Source organism: Pyxidicoccus caerfyrddinensis, assembly GCF_010894405.1.
Lineage (GTDB): Bacteria > Myxococcota > Myxococcia > Myxococcales > Myxococcaceae > Myxococcus > Myxococcus caerfyrddinensis.
On record NZ_JAAIYA010000045.1, the window covers coordinates 22,701 to 47,889 of the forward strand.

A 25,189-nucleotide genomic window follows, 5' to 3' on the forward strand; every position below is an offset into this window, starting at 1 on the left:
TTCCGCGTGGGGCGGGCGCCGCGGAAGGCGCGCCCGCGTGCCGTCACGCCGCCTTCGCCAGGGCGTCCGGCGGCTTCGCTGCCTCTGTCGCGTTCTTCCCGAGCCGGCTCTTCATCCGCAGGAAGGGCCGCTCGACGGCGTAGTACGAGAGTGACGAGAACGCGACGGCCAGGCAGAGCTTGGCGGCGCTCAGCAGCAGCCATCCGGACCAGGACGCCGTGGCGGTGTCCGCGGCCTTCCCGAGGAGCGTCGCCGGTGTGTAGAACGCGAAGCTGTGCCAGAGGTAGAGGCTGTACGAGCGCCTGCCCACCCAGGCGAGCGGCGCGACGCTCACGATGCGGCTCGCGAGCCCCCGAGCGTTCGACAGCATGTAGAGAATCAGGCACGCCGCGGCGAGGGCCACCACCGTGAAGCCGCCGCGGAAGAGCACGTCGAGCCGGAGGTCCGGCACCGGGCGCCTGAGGGTCAGGCGGATGTCCTCCCCGCCGCAGGCCACGGCAATCAGCACCACCGAGGCGAGGGCCACCCCGTGCCACGCGGCCGACCGCTTCGGCAGCCCCCGCCACGCGGCCCACAGCGCGGCGATGCAGCCGATGAGCGGCGCGTCGAGACGCGTGTCCGTGCGCTGGTAGGTCCGAATGAAGGCGGCCATCACACCGTCGCTGGCGACTTGCGAGCTCCACAGTGTGAGCCTCCAACCGCCGACGAGCGCGACGACCAGCACGAGGCCCCCGATGATGACCGGAAGCCGGACGCCCCGTCGCAGCAGCAGGAAGAGGGTGGGAGGCCAGAGGAGGTAGAACTGCTCCTCGACACTGAGGGACCACGTAATCGAGAGCCCGCCGAGGTCGTAAATCCAGTTCGAGAAGTAGAACAGCGTGGACCCGATCGCGAGCCAGGGCTTCCGACCGAACATCGTATTCCAGCCGAGCACCGCTCCCAGGATGCAGAGGATGGCGACGAAGAAGTACAGCGCCGGCAGGAGCCGCAGCGCGCGCCGCAGGTAGAACCGCCTGAAGGAGATGGTCTCGGTGCGCGACCACTCCTGGAGCAGCAGCGAGGTGATGAGGAACCCACTCAGGACGAAGAAGACGTCCACGCCGATGAAGCCGTTTGGCAGTACACCGGGCATCTGCTTCGCACCGAGCGCACTGAGGTGCACCCCCATCACCATCAAGCAGGCGATGCCGCGGACGCCGTCGAGGACGGGCTCGTGTTCCAGCTCATATGCGAGCGTGGCTCGCGAGGTGGATGGAGCGGCGACGGCGGGGAGGGCAGGGCGGGTCATCGCCTGGGATGGTACTCGCGGCCTCGGGCCGTGCCAAAGAGGGCCGGCGTGTTGGCGCGGTGGCGCTGCCCATGACGAGCCGCGGTGCTGCCCGGCACCGAGCGCTTCAAACACAAGCAGGACCTTGAAAGGAATTGCGACCGCCGCCGGGGTGCTGACGAGATTCACGGCTCGTGGACGTTGACTCGCCGCCCGCGTTGGGGGACGGGTGGGGCATGGCGCAGCAGAAGGTCCAGGTTCCCCGGGAGGCCGCGGGTGAGCGGCTCGACCGCTTCCTCTCGAAGCACGTGCCGGGCTTCACACCGGAGCGGGCCCGCGCGCTCATCGACTCGGGGGCGGTGCGCATCCGGGGCAAGAAGTGCCAGCCCACGCGCAAGCTGTGGGGCGGAGAGGAAATCGAAATCGAGCGGCCCGAGCCCCGGGCCGCGCCCGCTGTCTCCGCCGAGGGTCCGTTGCTGCCGGTGCTCCATGACGACGCGGCCCTCGTCATCGTGAACAAGCCGCCCGGGCTCGTCGTGGAGCCGGAGGGGCGCGCGGCCTCGGTGGTGGGCCTGCTCGCCGCGCAGCGGCCTCCGTTCGACGTGGAGGGACTGGCGCAGCCCGGCGTGGTGCACCGGTTGGACCGTGAGACGAGCGGGTGTCTGGCCTTCGCGCGCACGGACGATGCCGCCGCGGCGATGCTGCGAGCGTTCCAGGAGAAGCAGGTGGACAAGCGCTACTGGACGCTCGTCCTGGGACGTCCGCCCGAGCAGGGCCGTCTGGAGGGGCCGTACTCGAGGGACCCGAAGGACCCGCGCCGCTTCACCACCCGCGTGCCGTCCGCGCGCCGTGCCGCGCTCTCGTTCGAGGTGCGGGAGAGTTTCCCCGGCGCCGCGCTGCTGGAGGTGGACCTGGACACCGGCCGCACGCACCAGATTCGCGTGCAGCTCTCGGAGGCAGGCTTCCCCGTGCTCGGGGACTCGCTCTACGGCACCGAGGAGGCGCGCACCCATCCGGCCGCAATGGCCCTGGGCCGGCAGGCGCTGCATGCGTTTCGTCTGGAGATACCGAGCCCCGCCTCGGGACGGATGGTGCGCGTGGAGGCTCCGCTGCCCGAGGACTTCGAGCGGGCGCTGACGGTGCTGCGCGGGTGATTTTCCCGCGCCCGCGCCACCCTTAGAGTGCTCTTCACGCAATGACCGAGCGCAGCCGGACCCGCATCGACGCACGGGAAGAGCACTCGCCCGAGGACATCCGCCGCCGCCTGGAGGGTGGGGCGGAGGTGCTCGACGTCGCCCATGCGCGCCATGCCGCGCTGGAGGCGGTACTGAGCAGCCGCTGGTGGATGCGCCGCCTGCGCGCGAGCCCGGAGCTGGTGCCCGAGTGGCGCAAGCACGAGCCGGTGGTGGCCGAGGCGCTGGAGCGCGTGAAGCGGCGCGCGCGGGCGGAAGACTGGCCGGAGGACACGCCGGTGCGGAGGACCCTCCGCGAACTGGAGGCGTGCAGGACCCGGCTCGAAGCCCTGGTGCGGCAGCGACTGACGGCCCTCGCGCCCGTGCCCGAGGCACCCTCCCTGGAGGTCGGCCTCGCGCGCCTGCACGCCCTGGCGCGGCGGAAGGTGTCGCGCACCCTGGCGCCCGGTGAGGTGGTCGTCCTCAAGGGCTGGCAGAACGGGCGGGCCTTCTCCCGGGACTCGCGGCAGTGGCCGTTCGTCCTCTTCCTCCTAGGCTACCTCCTGTATCTCATTTTGATGTTTCCGCTCGGGCGCGTGATTGGGGAATGGGCGTTGCTGGGGATTGCGGCCTTCGTGTTCCTCCCGATGCTCTGGGGAGTGCTCCGCTCCCTGTCGAGGCTCGGACGCTTCTGGCTGACGCGTGAGCGGCTGGTGTGGAAGCCCGTGCTCGGCGCGGCTGAGTCAGTGCCCCTGAGCAGCATTCCCCCGGGAGGCGTCCACCTGGAGCTGGCTACGGACAGCGTCCGCGTGGACGGGGAGGTCCGGGTCCATATGCAGGACCTGAGGAATGCGACCCAGCTGGCGGTGCTCCTCGAACTGCACCGCCAGCTTCCGCTGCCCGGGGCCACACGGGCCGCGAGCCCGGGGCCGCCCCTCATTCTTCAGGGGACTCTGCAAGGCACGGGCAGCTCGGGGGAGAGCGGCCAGGTCATCCTGCGCCCGGAGGGGATTTCCTTCATCCCTGGTAGCAGCGGTGCCGCGGCGCTCCAGTCCTTCTCGGGGCAGCGCGTGGACCTGCCCGTGACGCTGAGCCAGGTGATGGAGCATCTGCGAGCGCTGCCGGAGGCGGAGTTCGACGCCCGCGTGGCACGCCTCGTGGATGCCCTGGGCGGGGTGCACTGGCCAGCAACGGAGGCGTCTCCCCGGGATGTGAAGTGGGAATGGGACAAGCTCCACATCACCCGTGACGGGCGCTCGCTGGTGGTCTCCGTGGACCGGTCCCAGCAGGCCTCCGTGGAGCGCTTGCTGCGCGCATGGGGACGCTTTCCTGGCGCGGGCGACTCCCATGAATGAGCGCGGCGCACGGGTCTTCCTGTGGCGTCGCCGGGGTGAACCACACGTAGTCGAAGGGCAGGGCGCTCGCGGAGAACGAGGCCGCGGAGTCCTTCGGCTCGGGAGCCTCGGGAGAGACCTCCAGCAGCCCCACGGACACGACCTTCTTCCCGGGTGCACGGCGTGCCAGATGCGCGGGCACGCCCCGGTCCGTCCGCGCGTGCCCGTTGCCGGTGATGAGGATGCCTCCGTCGCCGGTGTCCGCCGACAGCAGCCTGTCCGCGAGGTGCGCGTCCCGGGCGCGCTGTGCCTGCACCATGGGTCCGAGCATCTCCGCGGGAAGCTGTCCGCAGTGCGCCTGGTCCTGTTCCTCGCGCATGTTCCTCGCGACGTCCTCGGGCAGCGGCGTATCCAGTCCCAGCCGTGAGCGCAGCGCCGCCGGCAGGGCCTCCGGTCCTCGCTTCACGATGTCCCGCACCTGCGTACGTGGGAGGTTGGCGGCCACCACCGGCAGCCCCGTTTCCAAGCCGGCGGCGAACACCGGACGGTAGAGCGTCCAGTCCGGCCAGCCGCTGTGGGCCCAGTCCACCGCGAGCGCCAGCGCATCCACGTCCTCCGGTGCGCGGGCGAGCGACGCATCCACGGCGGGCTGCTGCTCCACGTCCAGCATCTCGAAGGCCAGTGCCGGCTTTCGTCCGCTGCTCGCCATGGCCCGCACCAGCTTCGCCTGGAGTCGGTGGTGGTCCGGCTGGTCATGCCGCTCGCCCAGCACGACGAAGCGCGCGCTTCCGAGGGCGCGTAGCAATTCCGCCTCGTCCACGAAGCGGTTGCCCTTCACGTCCCAGATGCGCCCGGCGAGCGGGTGGTCGCGGTACAGCGGCGAGGACCCACCGCCGGGCAACGCCGCGTCGCCGGACTGCGCATCTGGAGGCCGGGCGCTCCTGTGCTTCTGGTGAACGGGAGCTGCCGACGCAGACGCTGTCTCCCCTGAATCATCAGGGCGCGTGGCCCCGGAGTGGGCACAGCCAGCGAAGAGGAGCAGTACGGAGGCGGCGAGGTACGTACGCATCACGCCCTCCACTCCGCCACAGCGTCGCCGCCGCGTGCCAACTCTTTTGAGAAGGAGTGGTCTCCCCGCGACGCCTGGGGGCCGAGCCGGGTGTCCTCGGGCCGCGCTGCGAACCGAAGGGTGGTGAGGGCTACGGCCGCAGGTTAGGAAGCGCTCCCCTCGCGGGTGGAGGGTCATCCCTCAACCGCTCGTGGTCGCTCCAGCGCTGACGGCGTGAAACCCCGGCCCCACCGCGCGACGTGGGGCCGGAAGCACTGAAGGGCCCGTGCGCCTCCCGCCTTCTCAGCGGCGCGCGCGGGCCCTTCGGTGCGTGCGGGCTACTTCGCGTCCACCACCAGCACCGTCCAGCGGTCCGTGGAGTGGTCGATGCGCACGTTGGCGGCACCGGCCTCCTGGAGCTGCTGCACGATGCTCTCCAGGAAGGTGAGGTGCTCCTTGGGCGCGTCCACGAAGATGTGCTTCGAGCCGGTGCCCTTCGCCTTCGGCTTCTTCGCCGGGGCGCCGGCCGCGCCGTTGAGCGCCTCCGGGGTGGCGGCGGCCTTGAGCCGGGACGCGGGGTCCTCGTCAGCGCCGGCCTCCGGCGCGCTCTCCGGCTCCTCGGCGGCCGGCGCGGGCGCGGCGGACTCGACCTCCTCCTCGGCCTGCTCGCGAAGCTGGTTGAAGGTCTTCAGGTTGATGGCCGCACCGAACTTCGACTTGAAGGACTCCAGCGCCTCCTTGGTGCTGATGTCCGGCTGCTGGCGGAAGAGTTCGAGCAGGTAGGCGTGGCGCTCCTGGGTCTGCTCCTGGGAAGTCCTCGGCATCGTCTTCAAGCTCCTGAGAGTGTTGCGAAACGGAAAGGCGGCGCACCCTAGCCGAGCGTTCATGTGGACGAAAGGTGGGGCTGTGTCGCCCCCCGACCGACGGCTTGCCGGCGCCTCCCGGAGGGGCGCGGCTCAGGCCGGTTTGCGCTTGCGGCGCCGCAGGAGCGCGGCCCCCAGCGCCACCGGGACCAGCACGCCGCCGCCCAGGGCCGCGAGCGTGCGGCGGCGCAGCCCCTTCCAGTTGAAGGACAGCTTCGGCTGCTGCGCTCGCGCCCGCTCGAAGTCCGGCTCCGGGCACTCCTGGCCGAAGGACATCCATTCCCCGTCCTTGAGGTTGGCGCCGTTCTTCACATAGGTGCGCCACAGGCGCTGGACCCGCTCCGGCTCGGTGCTCGCGGTGTAGCGCGCCGCACGGCAGAGCAGCACCGCGTAGGCCTGGCTGCGCTTGGGCAGCAGCTCCGCGGCCTGCTCGGCGAGGTCTGCCGCCGTGGAGCGGTAGTGGAAGCGCACCGCGTGCGGAGGCGCATGGGCCTTCAGCCGCTGCTGCTCGGCCTCCGTGACGAGGGGCAGCTCCGCCATCTTCTTCCGCGCTTCCTCCTTCGCGGGTGGCAGCTCGTTGGAGCCGAGGAAGCTGTCCAGGTCATAGAAGCCGTCCACCTGGGCCCAGTCCGGCGCGGCCTCGGTGCCCAGCACCTCCATGCCCGCCGTGCGCGCGAGCCGCGCGGCGTCGTAGAGCGCCCGGGCCCGGTCCACCGCGTCGCTCGTCGACTCCGCGCGCTCGCGGGCCTCCACGTACTGCCGCGCGGGCAGCTCGAACCGTGTGCCCTGGAAGTACTCCAGCGCCTTCGCGCCCGCGCCGGAGCGCAGGAGCCGCCGGCCGAGCAGCAGCCGCAGGCGTCCCTTCAGGGTGTTCGTTCCTTCGTTGGCATCGTCGTCCCAGGCCAGGGCCAGCTCGGGCACGCACCGCTCCTCGGGGAAGGAGGCGACGAACCGCTGGAGCTCCTCCACCGTGAGCACGCGCTCGGCCACGTAGGCGAGGTCCGGCCAGGAGCAGCTCGCCACCAACCGCTCCGCGGACTGCGAGAAGTCGCCGCGCGTCAGCGCGAGCAGAGCGCGCTCGCCTTCCGCGCGCATGTGGGGACGCAGGGTGCCGAGCTGTGACTCACCGACCCAGTCCTCTGCTTCAGGGAGTCCCTCCACGGCCTGCGCGAGGTACTGCTCCGCCGCCGTCCGGTCTCCCCGGCGCAGCGCGAGCTTCGCCTTCACCCAGGCGGAGAGCGGGGTGGCCTCCTGCCCGGCGAAGCGCTCGGCCAGGTCGAAGCGGCCCATGCTCCACGCCGCCGCCGCGAGCCGGTCCGCGCCTTCGGGCCCGGGCACGGCCGCGAGCGACTCCAGCACGTGTCGCATCTGGCCCTGGCCTTCCTCCTCGTACCACGCCCACTCCCGCCCGCGCGTCCAGACGTAGGTCGCCATCAGCCGCCAGGCCAGCGGGTCCTTCAGGGCCTCGCGCAACCGGGCGTCGTCCCTCCGGAGCGCCCGCGCTACCAGGAGCAGGGACGTGTTTCCGCTGGAGCTGCCGTGTGCCGCCTGCTCCGCATAGAGCCGGATGGCGCCCGCGTCATCTCCCTGCTGGAGCAGCAGGCGCGCCTCTTCACCCAGGCTCGCCACCGCCAGCCCCAGTGGGTCGTCGAAGCCCTGGCGGGCCAGCTCGCGCACCTCCGCGAAGCGGGGCCGCGCCTCGTGCTCCAGGCCCGCGCCCGCCGTGCGCGCCAGCATGAACGCGGCGAAGGTGGAGAAGTGGCGGCGCTCCTCCGCGGGCAGTGCGAGCACATCCAGGAAGCGGGCGCGTGCAGCCATGGAGTCCCCGGCGTGGAAGGCCTTCGCGCCCTCGGCGTACAGCGCCGTCTCCCGGGCCCCGCCGCCCTCGCGCGCGCCCTTGGGGTCGCCCTGCTCGTCGGCGTCCTCCACGACTTCCACCACCTGGAACGTGTCCACGGGCTTCGGCAGCAGCCGCGCGGCTTCGAGCGAGAAGGCGCCTTCCGGCAGCTGCGCGAGGGTGCCGGCCCTGTCGCTCAGCAGCTCGGGCGGGAAGTCGGGGCCGCATGCGCGTGCCTCCCGCAGGGGCGCGAGCAGCATCAGGACGACGAGGGACGCGAAGAGGCTACGGCACGACAAGAGACACCTCGGTTCCCCGCACGAAGCCGACGACACGGCGCTCTCCGGCGCGCAGGCGGGGAGGCGTGCGCGCCACGAGGGAAGTCCCGTGCGGGGCGTAGCCGCCCACGCCGTCCAGGACCTCCAGGTTTCCAGAAAGGGTGAGGCGCATGGGCGCATCCGCGTCCACGCGGCCGGTGTTCTCGATGACGATGTCCCGCGTCCCGCCGCCGGCGTCCACCAGCCGGGGCGTGAGGCTTGGAGTCAGCGGCTCGCCGCGCACCACGGCCTCCAGCGTGGAGCGGCTCCACGCATCCGGGTCTCCCCGGTGGCCGAGCCGGAACCAGATGACGCCCGTCACGCCGCGCACGGGGCGCTCGCGCAAGAGGGCCACGAAGCGCGAGACGTCGCGGGGCTCCGCGGACAGGCGCGTCCCGTCCCGCAGCCTCACGCGGTAGGTGGGCAGGGCGACGCGGAAGGCGCGGCCCGTGGCCTTGGACCAGGACTCGACGAAGCCCAGGGCTTCCTCGGTTGTGAAGAGCGTGGGCGCGCGCACCGCGTGGACCTGGAGGACGACGTCGTCGGGGATGGAGGCCAGCCGCTCCACGTCCGGCGACGCGGCCCAGGTGGGCAGGGCGGTGATGGAGAGCTTCAAGTCCGGCACGAGCGCCCGCTCACGCTCCAGCCAGTCTGTGTAGCCGGCCAGCGCGGAGGTGGCGCAGTCGTGGTCCACCTCGATGCCACGGACGCGGACGCCCCGGGCCTTCCAGGCGCGGGCGTGCGCGGCGACCTCTTCGAGGGAGATGCCGTCGAGCGGCGCCGTGCCGTCCACCCGCAGCACCGCCACCACCTCACGTCCGGAGCGGACCAGTGCGTCCACGTCCACCGCCACGTCCACCGGGGTGCGCCTGGGGCCGGAGCGCTCACGTGCGAGGATGCGCAGGGCTCCGAACTCCGCGGGCACCCGGGTGAGGGCATCGCTCAGCTCCGGGCTCCAGTCCCGCTGCCACACGTAGGCTTCATGGGTGAGGGGGGCCGGAGCCCCTCGCGAGCAGGCGAGGCCGAGCGCGAGCAGCAGCACACAGGCCCAGGCCTGGGAGTGGTGCCGCCGGAAATGCTCGCGAGAGGTCATGGCCAGAAGGCCGCCCACCGTGGCGCGGAGAGCGCGTCACGGGAGCGGGAGGTGCGGTGCCATGGTGCCACACCCCGATGACTTCTGTTCCGTCATGGCGCTGCCTGGCCGGCCGCTCCGGCGACGGCGGGGCGTTCAGTTCGGGGGCGGCGCCGCGCTGTGGTCGCAGTGCAGCAGCGGCGCTGGGTCGAAGCAGGTGAAGACGTCGTTGTCATCGATGCGGCACACGCCGTCCGGCGTGCTGGCGCACCTCACCTCCGTGCGCGTGGCCTTGCAGTCATAGCCGCAGCTCACCGTCTCGGAGGCATTGAGGCAGCGGGGCCGGGCGGTGTCGGCGCCATACTGGTGGATGACGCTCTCCGGCGGGTCCCAGCAGACGAGCCGCGCGAAGTGCGTGGCGCACACGCCATAGGGCGTGCTGTTGCAGGCCACCTCGCCCTGGAAGAGCCGACAGTTGTAGCCACACGCCACCTGGCCCCGGCTCTCCTTGCACTCGGGCTTCGCGCCCGAGTCCGGCGGATGGTGGATGACGACGCGCGGCGGGTCCCAGCAGTGCACCCGGCCGGCCAAGACCTGGCACACCCCATAGGCCGTCCGGGCACAGGCCGTGCCCGAGGTGCTGGTCTTGCACTGGTACCCGCACACCGTCCTTCCCTGGGACGACACGCACTCGGGCGGTGGCGTGCGGGGAGGGGACGCCTGGGGAGTTTCCACGGGTGTGGAGGCCAACCACAACATCGCGAGGAGGGAGAGCATGGTGAGCCCCCGACGAAATGGACGCGAATTTATTCACTGATTGGGCGGAATGACGAAGCGCCCGTCCTTCCCGAGGGGGAGCCGGGTGACGCGGCGCTGCTGGATGTCGAGGTACAGGTCCTTCCCCTTCGGGAAGAGTGTCACCGAGGGGACGATGAGCTGGTGCTCCGGGGGGCTGCCCAATGCAATCCACATGCGATTGCCATCGGTACCCAGTGTCACCCACCGCGTCTGCGGTCCGTCGGGCGTCGCCGTCATCTCCATCCGCACCAGGAGGATGGCCAGCTTCCCATCCTGGGACGTCCACGTATTGGCGAGCGACAGGCCCACCGGCGATGACTGCCAGGTGGACCAGGTGTTCACCACGCAGAAGCCTCCCGCGTGTGGGCGCGCCACCACCAGCGAGCCGCCTCCCTCCGGGCCCTTGGTGCTGTGCTCCATCAGCCCGAAGACCTGCACCGGCCCCGTCGCGAGCGACAGTTCCTGCTGGAAGGCGGGCTTCACCGCGTCACCTGGATGGAAGCCCAGGTGTTCGAAGGTGAGCGCGGGCACCCAGCTCCGGGAAGCCAGCTCCGGCCGGAAGCCCAGCTCCAGGTTCAGCTCATCGGGAATGCTGTCCGGACAGGTGGGCTTCGGTGCCTCGGCTTGCTTCGACGCCGCGAGGTTCGACAGCGCGGCGCACCCGCTCATCAACCCCAGCACACAACCCAGGACCCACACCCTGCTCGCGTGACGCATTCGCCCTCCTCAGAGAGGGCGGCGAGCATGCCACTTGCGTCAGCGGGTACCAGGGCCCGGGCCCCCGGGTCGGCGCGCACCGGGGCGTCCCGGGCCGCTGCCTCCAGGACGGGGGCCCGAGTGCTGCCGGGGCGCTGGAGCCCTCGGCTCACGCGGGCCGTCCTCGTCGTCCCGTTGCTCGGCGCGCTGGCGGCGGGCGGCCTCGGCGGGCGTCTCCGGCGGGACCAGCGCCTGCGGGCCCCGGCCGATGAGGTCGTCGCGGCCGGCCTGCTTCAGCGCCTCGCGCGCCAGCGGCCACTGCTCCGGGTTCCAGTAGAGCAGCAGCGCCTTCTGCAGCTTCTTCTCGCGCAGGCCCTGGGCCGTGTACACGGGCTCCATCTTCAGCGGGTCCATGCCCGAGTAGTACATGGCGGTGGCCATGGCCATGGGCGTGGGGATGAAGTCCTGCACCTGGCGGGGCCGCTTCCCGTTCTTCTTCAGCCACAGCGCCAGCTCCACCATGTCCTCCAGCGTGGAGCCCGGGTGGCCGCTGATGAAGTAGGGGATGTCGTACTGCTCCTTGCCGGCCTCCTCGCTCGCGCAGGCGAACATGTTCTGGAAGCGCTCGAAGCTCTCGATGCCCGGCTTCTTCATCTTCTCCAGCACGCGCTTGGACACGTGCTCGGGTGCGACTGACAGCTGCCCGCCCACGTGGTGCGCGGCCAGCTCCTTCACGTACTCCGGCGAGCGCTCCGCCAGGTCGTACCGCACGCCGCTGGCGATGAAGACGTGCTTGACGCCGTCCTCCTTGCGCACGTCCTGCATCAGGCTGATGAGCGGCCCGTGGTCCGTCTGGAGGTTTTCGCAGACGCCCGGGTGGACGCAGGACAGCTTGCGGCACTTCTTCTCGATGTCCTCGCTCTTGCACTTGAGCTTGTACATGTTGGCCGTGGGGCCACCGAGGTCCGTAATCGTCCCGCGGAAGTCGCCCATGCGCCGCAGCGCGCGGACCTCGCGCAGCACGCTCTCCGCGGAGCGGCTCTGGATGACGCGGCCCTCGTGCTCCGTAATCGAGCAGAAGGTGCAGCCTCCGAAGCACCCGCGCATCAGCACGATGGAGTGCTTCACCGTCTCGTACGCGGGGATGCCCTCGTCCTTGTAGAGGGGGTGCGGGACGCGGTTGAAGGGCAAGTCATACAGCTCGTCCATCGCCACCGAGCGCCCCTCGACGCCGGCCTCTCCCACGCCGTCCTCCAGCGGGAGCGCGGGCGGGTTCATGTAGATGGCGCGGTTGCCGTGGCGCTGCGCGAGCGGGCGCGCGTTGCCCGGGTTGGTCTCCATCTGGAAGTCGCGGCTCATCACCGCGAAGGCCTGCTTGTCCGCGATGACCGTCTCGTAGGGAGGCAGCACCACCGTCTTGCGGTCCGCGGCGCGCTTCGCCGGGTCCGCCTCGTGGGCGCGCATCTCCTCGTCGCTGATGGTGTACGCGGTGCCGCGCACGTCGCGGATGTCCTGGATGCGCTCGCCGCGGCGCATCCGGTCCGCCACCTCCATGATGGGGCGCTCGCCCATGCCGAAGACGAGCAGGTCCGCCTTGGAGTCGAACAGGATGGAGCGGCGCACCTTGTCGCTCCAGTAGTCGTAGTGGGCGATGCGGCGGAGGCTGGCTTCGATGCCGCCCAGGACGATGGGCACCTCGGGGTACGCCTCGCGGCAGCGCTGCGCGTAGACGATGGTGGCGCGGTCCGGCCGGCAGTTGGTGCGGCCGCCGGGGCTGTACTGGTCCTCGGAGCGGTTCTTCTTCTGGGCCGTCAGCCGGTTGAGCATCGAGTCCAGGTTGCCGGCGGCCACCCCGAAGAAGAGGCGCGGCGGGCCCAGGGCCTTGAAGGGCTCGGCCGAGTGCCAGTCCGGCTGGGGGATGAGCCCCACCTTGAAGCCTCGCCCTTCGAGGAAGCGGGCGATGAGCACCGGCCCGAAGGCCGGGTGGTCCACGTACGCGTCACCCGTGACGATGATGATGTCGCACTGCTCCCAGCCCCGGGCCTGCATGTCGGCTCGGGTGATGGGCAGGAAGGGGTGGGCGTAGCGAGTCGGAGGGGGCATGGCGGTCAATCGGCTGCGAGTGGCTCCCCCCTAAACACTCCCGGGCCGCGGAAGCAAACCCGGCGTGTATGTGGGTGTGCACGGCAGCGGACGCCATGCCCCTCCGCAGGGCAGCCGATCAGGCCGCGCCGGACTTCCGCGCCCGGGGCTTCGCCGGGGTCTTGGCCTTGGCGGCCTTGGGGGCCTTCGCCGCGGCCTTGGCGGTCTTGGCTGCCTTGGGGGGCTTCGCGCTCCGGGGCGGGGCCAGCTCGCGGCGCTTCTTCAGCTCGCCCATGCAGCGCTCCCCCACGCGGTTGGTGAGCACCTTGTTCATGGACGAGCCCACGGCGATGCCCACCAGCGGCAGCGCGCGCAGCAGGCCCTTGGACACGGACAGGAGCGCAATCTTCGTCATCACGCCCACGAGCATCTTGGAGGCCTCGCGCGGCGCGTACTTCCAGAAGGCGATGCCCTGCGTCTCAGCGAGGTCGGCCACCGTGCTGCGGTCCCGCTCCCGCTTCGCGTCGTAGGTGCTCACCGAGGCGAGGAGGAACGCGAGCTGCCGCTCGTGCTCGTGGGTGATGTCGTAGCCGTAGAGGTGGCTGAGCACGAGGGCCATCTCCACCTCGAACTTGAGCATGAAGCACATGTCCGCGAGCGTCCCGCCCAGCGCGGCCACCAGCGTGCCGGCGCCCGGCACGATGCCGGGGAGGGCGGCCAGTCCGCCGGAGATGGCGGAGCGGTTGGAGAAGTGCCGAACCACCTCGAGCGCCGCGGCGTCGCGCGTGGCGTCCTCGTCGGGCAGGCCCTTCAGTCGCGCCTTCTCCTGCTGCTGCTTCGACAGCGCGATGAGGCTGTCGGTGTCCGCGAGAATGCGCTCGACGGCCGTGAGGAGCTTGCGTCCCTGCTCCTGGTCCTCGGCTTCCTTCATGGGAGTCCCCCTGGGTGCCTGGTGGTCCGGGCTGCACACCCGGGCTCTCACACGACGCTGGCGGACGCCCGTCTCGGCTGTCAAGTCACGCGCCGTGTGCACGGAGTGTGCCCGGGGGCGGACGCATTGACGTGGATCCATGCCTCCCCTACCTTCGCGCCCCCTGTGCCCGGCGAAGGGCCGAGGGAGTCCGAAGCCTTCCCGATGACGCACCGGATGCACGAGGCCGCCGAGGAGCGCGAAGCGCCGTCGACGGGCGACCCCAGCCGCGAGCTGCACGTCGAGTACGACGATGCACCCGTGGACGGCGGGGCCGTGCACTCCCGTGGCGCTTCTCGCAACCGGCTCGCGGGCGCGACTGCGCAGGTGCCGTCGCCCCCGTCCGAAATTCCTCCGGCACCCGTTTCGCCGAATCCGATGCTCGTCCTCGCGCGGCTGCGAAGGGGCGCGGCGGCCCCGGCGACGGTGGACCCGGATGGCGTGCCCTCGGTAGACGTCGCCGCGCCCGCGGAGGCGACGAAGGCCGAGCGCGAGGCCATGCAGGCCGCGGTGTCGGCGGGGAAGCGCCGCGAGGCGTGGACGCCGCCCACGTACCTTCCGGAAGATTTGCGCGAGGCGCTGATGTCCGAGCGCAGCCAGTACCGCGCGCAGCGGCTGCAGGACGTGCGCGAGGTGAGCCTCCAGTCGCCCGGCGTGCTGTCGCTCATCCCCCGGCCGGCGGCGGACCCGGACTGGTCGGGCGGCTCCGTTCTCGGCTTCCACGGCGAGGACTGCGTCTTCGGCGGCGACGTCGTCCACCTGGACTTCGAGTCGGGCCGCGTCTTCGCCGCCCCCGAGCACGGCGACGACGTGGACCGCCGCGCCCTCTCCGCGGAGCGCTGGTGCTACCGGCCCTATGACTTCGCGGAGGCGCTGTGCAAGGCCGCCTCGGCGTACGAGGAGCGGCAGCCCGCGCTCACCCAGGCCCTGCGCCGCGCCAGCGGTGAGGAGGCCCCGCCCCAGCTCCAGCCGAAGGACGCGGAGCGCCTGCCGGTGGACCGGCTGTGGAGTCAGCCCTGGGGCTGCATCTGGGGTCCGCCGGGCACGGGCAAGACGACGGCTGTCGCGGACCTCATCGCCCGCAGCCTCCGCGCCTTCCCCAACGAGCGCATCCTCGCGGTGGCGCCCACCAACCGCGCCGCGGACGAATTGGTGATGCGCGTCAGCGCGCTGCTGGAGCGCGAGCCGATTCCGCTGCGCCCCCTGCGCAGCATCTTCCGCGGCGGCACCGGTGCGGGTGATGCGCTGGCGAAGCTGCCCACCGTCATCGTCGAGGACAGCCAGAAGGGCGGGAAGCTCCGCGCGAGCATCGACGAGCGCGAGCGGGAGTTGATGCTCCAGCGCGTGCGGGGCGGCCCCGCGCATGAGTTGGCGAAGCTCCAGGCGGAGCTGCGCGGCCTGCGCGGCAAGGTGAAGGACCCCACGCTCAAGGAGGCGGAGAAGGGCGACTGCCCGCTGATGGTGCTCACCGTGCACCGCGCCCTGCGGCTGGTGTCGGAGCTGGAGGGGAAGCAGACCTTCTCGCGGCTGGTGGTGGACGAGGCCGGCATGGTGACCCGGGCCGCCACCGCGCTGATGGCGCCGCTGGCGGAGCGGGTGACGCTCGCCGGAGACCCGAAGCAGATTGGCCCGGTGAGCCGCGCGGCGGAGGGCGCCGGGAAGGACACGCAGAAGTGGCTGCGCGCCAGCGGCCTGTCGCATTTGGAGGACGCGGTGAAGGACGCGTCGCGGCCGGACGTGCTGCTGCTGCGCACCCAGCACCGCATGCACCCCGACATCGCCCGGGTGGTGAGCCACTTCTGCTACGGCGGCGCGCTGGAGGACGGAGACATCGTCAAGGCCCGCGCGGAGCGGCCCGCTCCGGTGGCCGCCTTCGCCAGCATGCGCGCCGGCTGGGTGGTGCTGGACAGCCTCACGCGCGATGCGCGCCGCCTGACGCACGGGCGAGGGGAGACGGGCTCCGGCTACCAGCGTGAGCTGTCGGCGAACCTCGCCGTGTCCCTCGCGCGCGAGGCGGTGCGCTCGGGCCTGAGCGTGCTGTGTGTCACGCCGTACCGCGCCCAGGCTGCGCTGCTGCGCCGGCTGGGGAACTCCGCCGGCCTGCGCGGGGACGTGTTCAGCGCGTCCACCATCCATCGTCAGCAGGGCACCCAGTACGACGTGGTGCTGGTGGACACCGTGGCGGGAGGCCGGCCGTTTCCTCCGCACACGCTGGTGCCCATGCTCAACGTGGCCGCCAGCCGCGCGCGGGACTACCTGCTGGTGCTGGCCTCGCGCGACGAGGCGCGGGCCGCCACGATTCCGCAGCGCTTCCTCTCGCTGCTGCCGCGCCTGCGCGTCCTCTCCAGCGAGCCCCTGCGCCTGGAGCCGTTGCCGCTCCCGCAGAAGCCGCCGCCTCCTCCTCCGCCCGCGCCCGCTCCACCGGCCACCCTGGGCGGTGAAATCGAGGGTGCGCGCCCGGCCCGGCCGCTCTTCTCGCATGAGCAGGTGTCCCTCTTCGAGCGGCGCTTCGACGACGGGCACCACCTGGTGCGCGGCGTGGCGGGCAGCGGCAAGACGTACGTGCTGGCGCACTGGGTGGCGCGCTACCTGCTGGAGCACGACGAGGCGCAGGTGCTGGTCTCCTTCTACAACCGGGCGCTGGTGCCGCTGGTGGACAAGCTGCTCATGGAGGCGCTGTTGCAGCGCGCGGGCCGGGAACGGGTGCGCGAGCTGCGCAGCCGGGTGACGGTGCGGCACGTGGGTGCGCTGCGCCGCCCGGAGCCCGGCAGCTTCGACGCCGTCTTCGTGGACGAGGCGCAGGACATGGACGCGAAGGCGCTGGCCACGCTCTACGGCCTCGTGCGCCCGTACCCGCTGCCGGACGGCCGACAGGTGCGCTGCTTCCAGTTGTTCATGGACGACTCGCAGAACGTCTACGGGCAGATTCCCATCGACGCGCTGAAGGAGCAGCTCCCGGAGGGGCTGTCCTTCCGTGGCCGCACGCGCGTGCTCAAGGAGACGTTCCGCGCCACGCGCGACATCCTCGACGTGGCCTTCAACGTGGTGCTGGACCCGCTGCGCCAGCACCAGGCCGGCGAGCCGGGCATGCGCGAGTACATGAAGGTGGGCGAGCTGGCGCGCGAGGGGCTCCTCTGGCTCCCGGAGGAGACGCTGGAGGGACTGTTCCGCGTCCAGTCCACCGAGCGCGGCGGCGTGCTGCCCTCGGTGCGCGGCTTCGCGTCCGGCGCCAGCGAGGCGCGGCAGGTGGCGAAGGAGATTGCACGGCTCATCCGCGAGGAGGGCGTGCACCCGGGAGACATCCTGGTGGTGGCGCCCGTCATGCCCTCCCAGTACACGGAGGCGCTCAAGCGCGCGGGGGTGCCCGCGGAGGCGTACGGCGGCAAGGGCGGCAGGGACGTGACGGACTTCCGCGTCAGCGGTGTGGACCACGTGCGCGCCACCACCGTCTTCTCGTGCAAGGGGCACGAGTGCCCCATCGTCTTCTTCGCGGGGCTGGACGCGCTGGACACGATGGAGAACTGGATGGCGGGGGCGAAGGAGCGCTCGCCTCGGGAAATCGAGCGCATCCGCCGCGCCATGTTCTACGTGGGCTCCACCCGCGCCATGAAGCGGCAGTACCTCACGGGCGTGCGCGGCGCGCGCTTCCTCCGCGTGGCCGCGCACTACGTGACGACGCTCGCTGGGCTCGTTCCCTCCGCGCCCGGTGGTGAGGGCGCGAAGGGGTAGGGGCGCGAACTAGAAGGACAGCGCCGCCATCCGTACCGCCCGAGGCGTTGGGTTCTACCCCGTAGGGTCGCCGCCTCCGCCAGAGCCTCCACGCGGGTCTCCGTTGCCCACCCCTGGATCGCTTCCGGTTCCCCCATCAGCCCCTTCAGTCGTGGAGGTCCCGCCATCTTCTGTCAGGCTGAAGTGCCCGGTGGCTGGCGTGGGGCGCGCTCCGTCGGCTGGAACCCTGGCACCCGACACACTCACGGTGATGTCGGACTCCGCGTCCGGCGCGCAGGCCACCGCGCCCACCAGAACGACTGCAATCGATGCGGCCACGCTGAATAGAACTCTCATGCCGACACGAGCGCAGGCCGTCACGCTCCAGGCGTGTGCAACGAACATCGGGTCGTTCCTTTTCACGGATGTCCTGTGAGGTGCAGTGCCCGGGCTTGTAAGCCGCAGGCGGAGCAGCAGGGCGGGGACATGAGGTCCACCGCCCTGCCAGAACTCAGCGACTTCCTACTGGCCGCGGGTCGGCGTCGGCATGGTCACCTGCTTCTGGGGGACGGGAATCCCCACCTGCAGGATGGACCAGAAGGACAGTGCAGCCAGTCGCAGCGCCATCCGATCCGGGTCGTGGCCCGTGGGGTCAGGGCCAGGACCCGAGTCGTCACCCGGGTCGCCATTCCGCGCGCCCGGATTCGGGGTGCAGCCCGTTTTGGGATCCGGATCCTTGCAATCGGTATTCACAGCGACGGTCGACAGCAGCACGCGCGACGTGCCAGCCGAAGCGCTCTTCATGGACGCGGAGCCCAGTCCCTCCAACTCTTCGCGCGTCGAGCCGTCGACCTTGTCGACAATCTCGTTGCGGCTCACATCCACCAGATAGCTGGTGAAGCGATAGGTCTGCTTCGCGTCGCGGAAGGTGACCCGGACGAGCCCCCCGGCGGGAGCTTCCCGCTGGATTTCCTCCTGGGTAGGCGCGCGAGCAGGAATGTGTCGGCATGCCGCGAGCGTCAGCAGCAACGGCAGTACTAGTAGAATGCGATTCTTCATGGTGTAGGGACTCGGGGTTGGGAGAAGCAGCTATTCGAAGAGGAGGACCTGCCGCACCCATGCTCCCCCGTGATTGCGCAGCCACTCCTGGCGGGCGTCGCGGAGAACGAGAGCGGCGGGGGCTCCCTGTCGGATGCGCGCGAGCACGGGCTCGAAGAACGCGGACACCTCGGAGTCGGGAATCTCCTGCGTGGCGGCGAGGACGGCTCGCGCACCCGCCTCGATGAAGGAGACGGGAAGGCCGAAGGTCTCGTGGAAGTACGCCTTGCTATATGCCGCATGGCAGGCCGCCAGCAGCACCACGGGCCGGCCCTGGAGTTGCCTTCCCTGGAGGTCCGAGGCCGTCAGCGCGAAGCGTCCGTTGTCGACTTCGGGTGAGAGCACCAGCATGGAGCCATCGGCTTCGTCCGGGTTGATGATGCCGTGGGCGTGTATCTGCACCTCGGTCGCCTCGCGCAGTGCCTCCAGAACGCGCGAGGGTGTCGCCTGGGTGCCCTTCAAGACGGTCTGGTCCCCCTTCTCCGCTTCCGGTGGGCTCCACGTGCGCAGCGCGGGCAGGTGCAGCTCCGTGGGCGGTACGACATCGGCGACCACCAGCCGTCGCTCCGGCCGCTCAGCGTTGCTCGGGAGGTGAGCCCCTACCCGGTAGGTCCAGGCAAGGTCCGGCGGAAGCAGCCCCGCCTGCCCCTGAACGGGGGGGCGGGCCAGCACGTCCACGCTCGGACAGGCTCGCAGCGCCTCGATGACGTCCGAGGGCACCAATCCTTCCACTGTCGTCAGGGGCTCCTGCCGGCCCGTGCTGTATCCTCCGATGAGTCGACCGCTCGCGTCCCGAGCCACCACCGCCGTGCGCTCGTCGTCCACCGTGACGCCCAGCGTGCACCGCTCCGGAGTGGGGAGGGCGCGCTCCTCGGAGAAGAGGCCCAAGGCGCGCTCCAACTCGTCGTGTTTCGCGGCGTCCAGGATGAGTGAGGTGTAGCTGTAGACGCGAGCCTTTCGAGCATTCCCGTCCGAAGCGAGCAGCGGCAGGGCTTCCGTGATGGACTGACGCAGCAGGTCCTGCCCCCGCCGACGATCCTGTTCAATCAGGAATCGCCCCTCGATGTGCCGAAGGAGGGGCCCATCACCCGACTGAAGTGAGCGTGAAGCGCGGAGCGATTCCAGGCCCCGGGCGAGCAATTCCGCGTCGCCATTGCGACGGTAGGCCGTGTGGGCCAGGTCGGCGATGAGAAATGTCAGCGACATGGAGGGGGGCTGTCCACAACGCGCCACGCGGTCAAGCTGCTCGCGGGCGCTGCCGAAGTCATGGACGCGGTAGAACGCCAGCGCGAGGTTGGTATGGGCCAGCTCTGTGAACTGCCGATCCGCGCAGGGCTCCGGGATGCGGAGCAGGGCCTCCTCCATGTACGCGCGCGCCAGAGGGAGGCTGCCATGGTACCGGGCAATCTGGCCCAGCTCCTGGACCAGCCGTTGCTCCTTGGCCCACTCGTTGCCACGACGGGCACGCTCCAACGCGGACAGCGCCTGCATGCGCGCCTCGACAGGACGATGGAGACTGATGACCTCCACGCGGGCCAGCTGCCGGTGCACTTCCAGGCAGCGATAGTTCAACGACCCATCATCAACGCAGGCCCGCAGCGCGGTGCCCAGTCGCTCCCTGGCGTGCGTCGCCTGCCCACGGAGCACATCTGCCTGCGCCTGCTGCTCCTCCGCCAGGAGTGCGAACCACGGGTCTCTCGTCGCCAGCGCGAGCTCGCGGTACTCCGCTTCGTACTTGCGCGCGTCCTTCACGAACAGCAGCGCGCCCAGGAGGATGTCCTCCTGCCGCGCGTCGCGCAGCCGCGTGAGGAAGGACTCCAGCTCCTCGGGCTTCAGCTGCCCCCGCGTGAGCCGGACGTAGTCTTTCGCCAGGGGCGCCCGCACCCGAAAGTCACGCTGTGCGGCACTGCGCACGGCGTCCTCCAGGTGGGTGCCGCCGTCCTTCCGGTCGAGCTGCACGGCGAGGGGGCGCAGCGCCTCCACGCGCTCGGCGGAGGCCGCCGCCCGCATGGCGTCATAGAGGCACAGCCGAGACAGGCCCGGGCGCGCCTGCACCTGCTGCTCGGTGAGGAGCGTCTCCCCGGACACCATCCCGTCACAGTCCTGCTTCGTGCCCTTCCAGTCCTTGCGCTCCTGCTCCGCCTGCTCCCGAAGCTGACGGGCCCGCTGCTCCGCCTCCAGGCTCCAGCCCGGCTCCTTCAGCGCCGCCACCTGCTCGAAGGACTCCGCCGCCTTCAACCACAGCCCGAGCCCCTGCAGCGCGAGCCCCCGGTTCCAGAGCGCCTGCGGGTGCTGGGGCTTCGCCTTCAGCGCGTGCTCCAGCAGCGTCAGCGCCCCTTCCCAGTCCTTGCGCTGCAGGGCCAGCACCGCCTGGTCCGAGTCGAGGTCCGGAGAAGGAGGCAGCGTGCCCAGGTGCGCGGAGGCCTGCCCCACGTCCCCCCGCAGCAGGAAGGCCATGGCGACGCCGCGGTTGTCCCCGGCCTTCTCCAGCTGCGCCATCTCCCGCATCGGAAGCGGCCGCGGCGTCGAGCCCTCGCTGCGCATCACCTCGTAGGGACGGTACCGGTCGGCGCCCGGATGCGTCAGCCGCGCCTCCATCGAGCGCGTCGGAGCCTGGGCGAGCCACAGCGCATTCGCATCCGGCTGCGAGTCCGCGCGCGACATCAGCACCAGCGTGGCCAGGCCCGCGGCCAGCGCCAGGGGCACCATCATCAGCCACGTCTTGCGGCGCCAGGCGGGCGGTCCAGGGATGACGACAGGGCCCGTCGCGGGCGCCTCACCGTCGGCGTTCACTGCGTCGTCGGCGAGCAGCTCCATGGCGAGGAGCTCCTTCATTCGCGACTCGCACGTGGCGCAGCGGGTGAGGTGGTGGCGGAAGTTCTCCGCGTCCACGGGCGGCAGCTCCCCGTCGACGAAGTGCTCCAGCCTCTCGCACAGCTCGCTCATGACTCGACCCTGCCCTCACGCGGCGCATCGCCGGGCGTCAGCATCTCCCGCAGCGCCTGCCGGGCCTCGGAGAGCCACCGGCCCACCGTTCCCTCGGGAGCGCGCAGCTGCTGGGCAATGGCCCGGTAGCGCAAGCCCGAGGCATGGAGCCGGTAGGCCTCGCGCAGGTGTGGAGGCCGGAGCCTTTCAATCGCCCGCAGGAAGTCGGCGCTCGTCACGCGCTCCCAGTGCTCGGCCGGCTCGGGCTCACCCGTCATGTCGTCCTGCACCACTCGCAGGGCCGGCGCGCCCAGGACTTCGGTGCGTCGACGGCGGCAGTGGTCCAGGAAGCGGTTGCTCAGCGTGGTGCTCAGCCACACGCTCACCGCGCCCGGATTCTCGCCCACCAGCTTGTCGAAGTGGCGGTACGCGCGCTCCAGCGTTTCCTGCACGAGGTCCTCCGGATCAATGCCTCCCCCCGCACAGAGACGCCGGGAGACCCGCAACAGGCCCGGACGCCGCGCGCGCGCGAACTCTTCGAACTGGCGGTGCTGCACGTCGTCCATCCTCGCGCCGCCCCCTCCTCCCCTCGTCGTCTGTCGTTCCACTCGTGGAGCGCCCCCTGCGCACGGGGGAGAACGTGCGCCGGGAATTCCCTTCGGTGAAATCGTATAGCACGGCGTAGCAGGGGGCGGGGCTGTCCTGACTCACCGGGAAGGCGGGAGGTGGGCTCAGGTCAGCAGGGAGGCCACGAGCGCCGGCCAGTCGGTGCCGGGCGGGAGGCGTCCCTCGGCGTGCTCGGGGCGTCCACCGCCCCGGCCTCCGGCGGCCTCGGCGGCGCGCTTGAGGAAGGCGCCGCACCCGAAGGTGGAGCTGGCGCCGCGGGTGATGAGGACGGGCATTCCCTCGGGGAGGCGGCCGGCGAGCAGCACCACCGCCTCCGGCCGGGACGTGAGGCGCGCGGCCACGGCGCGCAGTTGCTCGGGCCCGGCGCCTTCGAGCACCGCCACCACGCGCTTGTCCGCGGACGCGTCCAGGGCGGCGGCGAGCTCCCCGGCGGTGTGCTCGGCCAGCTTCGCGCGCGCGGCGCCCAGGGCCTCGCGGGCCTCGGTCAGCTCGCGGCGCAGCTTGTCCACCGCGGTGGGCACCTCCGGCACGCCGCAGGTGAAGGCCCGGGCCATGGCGCGCAGGGCGCCGGCCTCGTCCCACAGCTCGCGCCGGGCGCGCGGGCCCGCGGAGAAGAGGACGCGACCCTTGCCCTTGTAGCGCTCCACGCCCAGCACCCGCACCATGCCCACCTGCCCGGTGCGCGTGCAGTGCGTGCCGCCACAGGGGGACACGTCGAAGTCGCCAATCTGGATGACGCGGATGTTGTCCGTCACCTTGGGGGCCCGGCGCAGCGGCAGCGCGGCCAGCTCCTCCGGCGTGGGGAAGAAGGCGCGGATGGGCAGGTCGTCATCGATGATGGCGTTGACGCGCGCCTCCGCCTCGGCCACCTGTTTCTCGTCCAGGACGTCCTGGTCCGTGTCGATGGTGCACAGCGACTCGCCCAGGCGGGAGGACACGGTGGCGGCGCCGGCCACGTCCACCAGCGCGCGAGACAGCATGTGCTGGCCGGTGTGCAGCGCCATGTTCGCGCGGCGGCGCTCCTTGTCCACCTCGCCCGCCAGCTCGGTGCCGGGCGCGGGGAGCGCGGTGCCCGCCGGGATGTCCATCAGGTGGTGGACGGTGCCGGCGTCATCCACCTGCACGTCCTTCACGGGCAGGCCGCCGAGCACGCCCCGGTCGCCCATCTGCCCGCCGGCCTCCGGGTAGAAAGCGGTGCGCTCGAGCACGAGGGAGGGGGCGCCGCCCCAGGTGCCCTGCGCGACGACGCGGGCGGTGAAGCGGTGGAGGAAGGGGTCTGCGTAGTAGAGGCGCTCGGTGGTGGACATGACGCCGGAAGGGATAACACGGGCGCGCTGAAACTCCCGACGGGCTCCTGTCACTCCTTCAGCGCGCGGGCCACGAAGCCCCGCGCCGCCGGCCTCCCCAGCGGGAGGCCCGGCGCCCATTTCCCAACCATCCGAAAGAGGTCCTCCCATGAAGCTCGTGGTCACCACCGCCATGGCCGCTGGCGCCCTGCTGGCGCTCTCCCTCCCCGCGTTCGCTGGCGAAAAGAACTGTGACAAGGAGTGCCCGAAGGCGCACGCCCACGCAGAGAGCAAGCCCATCGCCGCCACGCCGCGCGCGGATGCCCCGTCGGTGGGCGCCCGCGACGCGCGGGTGACGGTGGAGGTGTGGTCGGACTTCCAGTGCCCCTACTGCGCGAAGGGCGCCGCCATCATCGACGGGCTGCGCGAGAAGTACGGCAACCAGGTGCGCATCGTCTTCCGCCACCAGCCGCTGCCCATGCACGACAACGCGAAGCTCGCCGCCGTGGCCTCCATGGCCGCGCATGAGCAGGGCAAGTTCTGGGAGATGCACGACGTGCTCTTCGACAACCAGCGCTCGTTGGACCGCGCGTCGCTGGAGGGCTACGCGAAGGGGCTGGGCCTGGACCTCGGCCGCTTCCGCCAGGCGCTCGACAGCGCCACGCTGGCCAACTACGTCGACGCGGACGCGCTCGAGGCGCAGAAGCGCGGCATCGCCGGCACGCCCACCTTCTTCATCAACGGCAAGGCGGTGATGGGCGCGCGCCCGCTGGGAGACTTCACCCAGCTCATCGACGCCGAGCTGAAGCGCTGAGCACGGAGCACCCCAGGGGGCCCGGACTTCAGGCCGGGTCCCACTCCACGAGCAGCCGACGCGGGCCGCGGTGCAGGAAGTTGGGCACGTACAGGAGCGGGTTGCCCGGGGCCAGGCGCAGGCCGGGCAGCCGCTCCAGCAGCAGCTCCAGGGCGATGCGCACCTCCATGCGCGCCAGCGGGGCGCCGATGCAGTAGTGGATGCCCAGCCCGAAGCCCAGGTGCCGGCCCACGTCGGAGCGGCCCGGCTCTGCCCGGTCCGGCGCGTGGAAGGCGGCGGCGTCGCGGTTGGCGGAGGCGTAGAGGACGAGCAGCCGCGCGCCCTCGGGCACCTCCACGCCGCCCAGCGTCACCGCGCGCCGCGTGGTGCGCATCATGCCCTGCACCGGTGCGTCGAAGCGCAGCGCCTCCTCGATGGCGGCGGGGATGAGGCTCGCGTCCTGGCGCAGCGCCTCCAACCGCTCCGGCGCGTTCAGCAGCATCACCACCGTGTTGCCGAGCAGGTTGGCCGTCGTCTCATGCCCGGCGAAGTGGAGCATGGACAGCAGGCTGATGAGCTCCACGTCGCTCAGCGGGGGCGTGTCGTCGTGGCGCGCTTCGATGAGCGCGCTGATGAGGTCGTCCGTCGGCGCGCGGCGCCGCTCCGCGATGTGGCCCGCGAGGTACTTCTGGATGGCCACCAGTCCCCGGGCGCACTCCACCTGCCGGGGCACGGGTGCGTTGCCCGCGGAGAGGGTGGACAGGTCCGCCGTCCAGGACTTGAGCCGCTCCAGGTCCGAGTCCGGCAGCCCCATGATGGCGCCGATGACTCGCGCGGGCAGGGGGAAGGAGAGGCGCTCGACGAGGTCCGCCCGGCCTTCCCGGGCGAAGGCGTCCACCAGCTCCGAGGCGATGGCGCGCACGCGCGGCTCCATGGCGGAGACGCGGTGGGGCGCCAGGGCCTTGGTGACGATGACGCGCATGCGCGTGTGGTTGGGCGGGTCATCGTCCACGAGCGCCGGCACCTGCGGGTAGCCCTCGGCCAGCGCCGCCAGCACCTCGGGCGCGGGCGGCACGGGGTTGCGGAAGGCGTTGGCGGACAGGAAGTCGCCCGGGTTCAGCAGCACCGTCTTCACGTCCTCGTAGCGGGACACCACCCACAGGTGCATCTCCTCGCTGAACTGGACGGGCGCTTCCTGGCGCAGGCGCGTGTAGAGCGGATACGGGTCGTCCACGTACCGGGGCTCGAAGCGGCTGGAGAAGGCGGGGGGCGGTGTCGACATGGCGCGCAGCTTAA

The 25,189-nt window shown here is 71.4% G+C and carries 18 protein-coding genes; 4 read left to right on the top strand and 14 right to left on the bottom strand.

Features of this window, described 5'->3' with window-relative positions; all coding sequences use genetic code 11:
- Positions 1-43: 43 nt before the first annotated feature.
- Positions 44-1,288: an acyltransferase family protein gene (locus tag G4D86_RS49895; protein WP_164002765.1), complete on the bottom strand. Its 1,245-nt coding sequence runs from the start codon at positions 1,286-1,288 to the stop codon at positions 44-46.
- A 215-nt stretch (positions 1,289-1,503) separates the two neighbouring features.
- On the opposite strand from G4D86_RS49895, the gene G4D86_RS49900 reads away from it, so the two are divergent.
- Positions 1,504-2,421 (top strand): RluA family pseudouridine synthase, encoded by a 918-nt coding sequence (locus tag G4D86_RS49900; RefSeq protein WP_164002789.1) that lies wholly within the window; start codon positions 1,504-1,506, stop codon positions 2,419-2,421.
- A 41-nt stretch (positions 2,422-2,462) separates the two neighbouring features.
- Positions 2,463-3,794 (top strand): hypothetical protein, encoded by a 1,332-nt coding sequence (locus tag G4D86_RS49905; RefSeq protein ID WP_164002766.1) that lies wholly within the window; start codon positions 2,463-2,465, stop codon positions 3,792-3,794.
- On the opposite strand, the gene G4D86_RS49910 is transcribed toward G4D86_RS49905, so the two are convergent.
- The 8 genes from G4D86_RS49910 to G4D86_RS49945 all read right to left on the bottom strand — a co-directional run bounded on the left by G4D86_RS49910 (position 3,679) and on the right by G4D86_RS49945 (position 13,417).
- The gene (locus G4D86_RS49910) at positions 3,679-4,842 is read right to left on the bottom strand and encodes a ChaN family lipoprotein (RefSeq protein WP_164002767.1); all 1,164 of its coding nucleotides are present in this window, start codon (positions 4,840-4,842) and stop codon (positions 3,679-3,681) included. The two genes, G4D86_RS49905 and G4D86_RS49910, sit on opposite strands and share 116 nt — an antisense overlap.
- 317 nt (positions 4,843-5,159) lie before the next feature.
- Positions 5,160-5,645 carry a hypothetical protein gene (locus G4D86_RS49915; protein WP_164002768.1) on the bottom strand — a complete coding sequence of 162 codons (486 nt, stop codon included), beginning with the start codon at positions 5,643-5,645 and terminating at the stop codon, positions 5,160-5,162.
- A 132-nt stretch (positions 5,646-5,777) separates the two neighbouring features.
- A complete protein-coding gene (locus tag G4D86_RS49920) occupies positions 5,778-7,820 on the bottom strand; it encodes a hypothetical protein (RefSeq protein WP_164002769.1) in 2,043 nt (680 codons plus the stop codon).
- Positions 7,807-8,931, bottom strand: a complete 1,125-nt coding sequence (locus tag G4D86_RS49925; protein ID WP_164002770.1) for a DUF3142 domain-containing protein — start codon at positions 8,929-8,931, stop codon at positions 7,807-7,809. The genes G4D86_RS49920 and G4D86_RS49925 overlap by 14 nt, the downstream gene beginning before the upstream one ends.
- A gap of 135 nt (positions 8,932-9,066) precedes the next feature.
- Entirely contained in the window at positions 9,067-9,687 is a 621-nt protein-coding gene (locus G4D86_RS49930; RefSeq protein WP_164002771.1) for a hypothetical protein, read from the bottom strand.
- Positions 9,688-9,720: 33 nt separating this feature from the next.
- Complete coding sequence (locus G4D86_RS49935) at positions 9,721-10,425, bottom strand: hypothetical protein (protein ID WP_164002772.1); 705 nt, start codon at positions 10,423-10,425, stop codon at positions 9,721-9,723.
- A 39-nt stretch (positions 10,426-10,464) separates the two neighbouring features.
- Entirely contained in the window at positions 10,465-12,507 is a 2,043-nt protein-coding gene (locus G4D86_RS49940; protein ID WP_164002773.1) for a YgiQ family radical SAM protein, read from the bottom strand.
- A gap of 118 nt (positions 12,508-12,625) precedes the next feature.
- A complete protein-coding gene (locus G4D86_RS49945) occupies positions 12,626-13,417 on the bottom strand; it encodes an EcsC family protein (RefSeq protein ID WP_164002774.1) in 792 nt (263 codons plus the stop codon).
- A 204-nt stretch (positions 13,418-13,621) separates the two neighbouring features.
- On the opposite strand from G4D86_RS49945, the gene G4D86_RS49950 reads away from it, so the two are divergent.
- Entirely contained in the window at positions 13,622-17,185 is a 3,564-nt protein-coding gene (locus G4D86_RS49950; RefSeq protein WP_240360934.1) for an AAA family ATPase, read from the top strand.
- 501 nt (positions 17,186-17,686) lie between these two features.
- Here the strand turns inward: G4D86_RS49950 and G4D86_RS49955 are convergent.
- From G4D86_RS49955 to G4D86_RS49970, 4 genes are all read right to left on the bottom strand, one after another.
- Positions 17,687-18,223 carry a hypothetical protein gene (locus G4D86_RS49955; protein WP_164002775.1) on the bottom strand — a complete coding sequence of 179 codons (537 nt, stop codon included), beginning with the start codon at positions 18,221-18,223 and terminating at the stop codon, positions 17,687-17,689.
- 30 nt (positions 18,224-18,253) lie between these two features.
- Positions 18,254-21,208: a CHAT domain-containing protein gene (locus G4D86_RS49960; protein WP_164002776.1), complete on the bottom strand. Its 2,955-nt coding sequence runs from the start codon at positions 21,206-21,208 to the stop codon at positions 18,254-18,256.
- The gene (locus tag G4D86_RS49965; RefSeq protein WP_164002777.1) at positions 21,205-21,753 is read right to left on the bottom strand and encodes an RNA polymerase sigma factor; all 549 of its coding nucleotides are present in this window, start codon (positions 21,751-21,753) and stop codon (positions 21,205-21,207) included. Before G4D86_RS49965 ends, G4D86_RS49960 begins: the two co-directional genes overlap by 4 nt.
- 165 nt (positions 21,754-21,918) lie before the next feature.
- Positions 21,919-23,121 (bottom strand): alanyl-tRNA editing protein, encoded by a 1,203-nt coding sequence (locus tag G4D86_RS49970; protein WP_164002778.1) that lies wholly within the window; start codon positions 23,119-23,121, stop codon positions 21,919-21,921.
- Positions 23,122-23,269: 148 nt separating this feature from the next.
- On the opposite strand from G4D86_RS49970, the gene G4D86_RS49975 reads away from it, so the two are divergent.
- Positions 23,270-23,914: a DsbA family protein gene (locus tag G4D86_RS49975; RefSeq protein WP_164002779.1), complete on the top strand. Its 645-nt coding sequence runs from the start codon at positions 23,270-23,272 to the stop codon at positions 23,912-23,914.
- A 28-nt stretch (positions 23,915-23,942) separates the two neighbouring features.
- On the opposite strand, the gene G4D86_RS49980 is transcribed toward G4D86_RS49975, so the two are convergent.
- Entirely contained in the window at positions 23,943-25,175 is a 1,233-nt protein-coding gene (locus G4D86_RS49980) for a cytochrome P450 (protein WP_164002780.1), read from the bottom strand.
- Positions 25,176-25,189 lie beyond the last annotated feature (14 nt).

Excerpts from the sequence above, each read along its gene's own strand:
- G4D86_RS49895 (WP_164002765.1), bottom strand. The coding sequence starts at position 1,288 with ATGACCCGCCCTGCCCTCCCCGCCGTCGCCGCTCCATCCACCTCGCGA.
- G4D86_RS49900 (WP_164002789.1), top strand. The coding sequence starts at position 1,504 with ATGGCGCAGCAGAAGGTCCAGGTTCCCCGGGAGGCCGCGGGTGAGCGG.
- G4D86_RS49905 (WP_164002766.1), top strand. The coding sequence starts at position 2,463 with ATGACCGAGCGCAGCCGGACCCGCATCGACGCACGGGAAGAGCACTCG.
- G4D86_RS49910 (WP_164002767.1), bottom strand. The coding sequence starts at position 4,842 with ATGCGTACGTACCTCGCCGCCTCCGTACTGCTCCTCTTCGCTGGCTGT.
- G4D86_RS49915 (WP_164002768.1), bottom strand. The coding sequence starts at position 5,645 with ATGCCGAGGACTTCCCAGGAGCAGACCCAGGAGCGCCACGCCTACCTG.
- G4D86_RS49925 (WP_164002770.1), bottom strand. The coding sequence starts at position 8,931 with ATGACCTCTCGCGAGCATTTCCGGCGGCACCACTCCCAGGCCTGGGCC.
- G4D86_RS49930 (WP_164002771.1), bottom strand. The coding sequence starts at position 9,687 with ATGCTCTCCCTCCTCGCGATGTTGTGGTTGGCCTCCACACCCGTGGAA.
- G4D86_RS49935 (WP_164002772.1), bottom strand. The coding sequence starts at position 10,425 with ATGCGTCACGCGAGCAGGGTGTGGGTCCTGGGTTGTGTGCTGGGGTTG.
- G4D86_RS49940 (WP_164002773.1), bottom strand. The coding sequence starts at position 12,507 with ATGCCCCCTCCGACTCGCTACGCCCACCCCTTCCTGCCCATCACCCGA.
- G4D86_RS49945 (WP_164002774.1), bottom strand. The coding sequence starts at position 13,417 with ATGAAGGAAGCCGAGGACCAGGAGCAGGGACGCAAGCTCCTCACGGCC.
- G4D86_RS49950 (WP_240360934.1), top strand. The coding sequence starts at position 13,622 with ATGACGCACCGGATGCACGAGGCCGCCGAGGAGCGCGAAGCGCCGTCG.
- G4D86_RS49955 (WP_164002775.1), bottom strand. The coding sequence starts at position 18,223 with ATGAAGAATCGCATTCTACTAGTACTGCCGTTGCTGCTGACGCTCGCG.
- G4D86_RS49960 (WP_164002776.1), bottom strand. The coding sequence starts at position 21,208 with ATGAGCGAGCTGTGCGAGAGGCTGGAGCACTTCGTCGACGGGGAGCTG.
- G4D86_RS49965 (WP_164002777.1), bottom strand. The coding sequence starts at position 21,753 with ATGGACGACGTGCAGCACCGCCAGTTCGAAGAGTTCGCGCGCGCGCGG.
- G4D86_RS49970 (WP_164002778.1), bottom strand. The coding sequence starts at position 23,121 with ATGTCCACCACCGAGCGCCTCTACTACGCAGACCCCTTCCTCCACCGC.
- G4D86_RS49975 (WP_164002779.1), top strand. The coding sequence starts at position 23,270 with ATGAAGCTCGTGGTCACCACCGCCATGGCCGCTGGCGCCCTGCTGGCG.
- G4D86_RS49980 (WP_164002780.1), bottom strand. The coding sequence starts at position 25,175 with ATGTCGACACCGCCCCCCGCCTTCTCCAGCCGCTTCGAGCCCCGGTAC.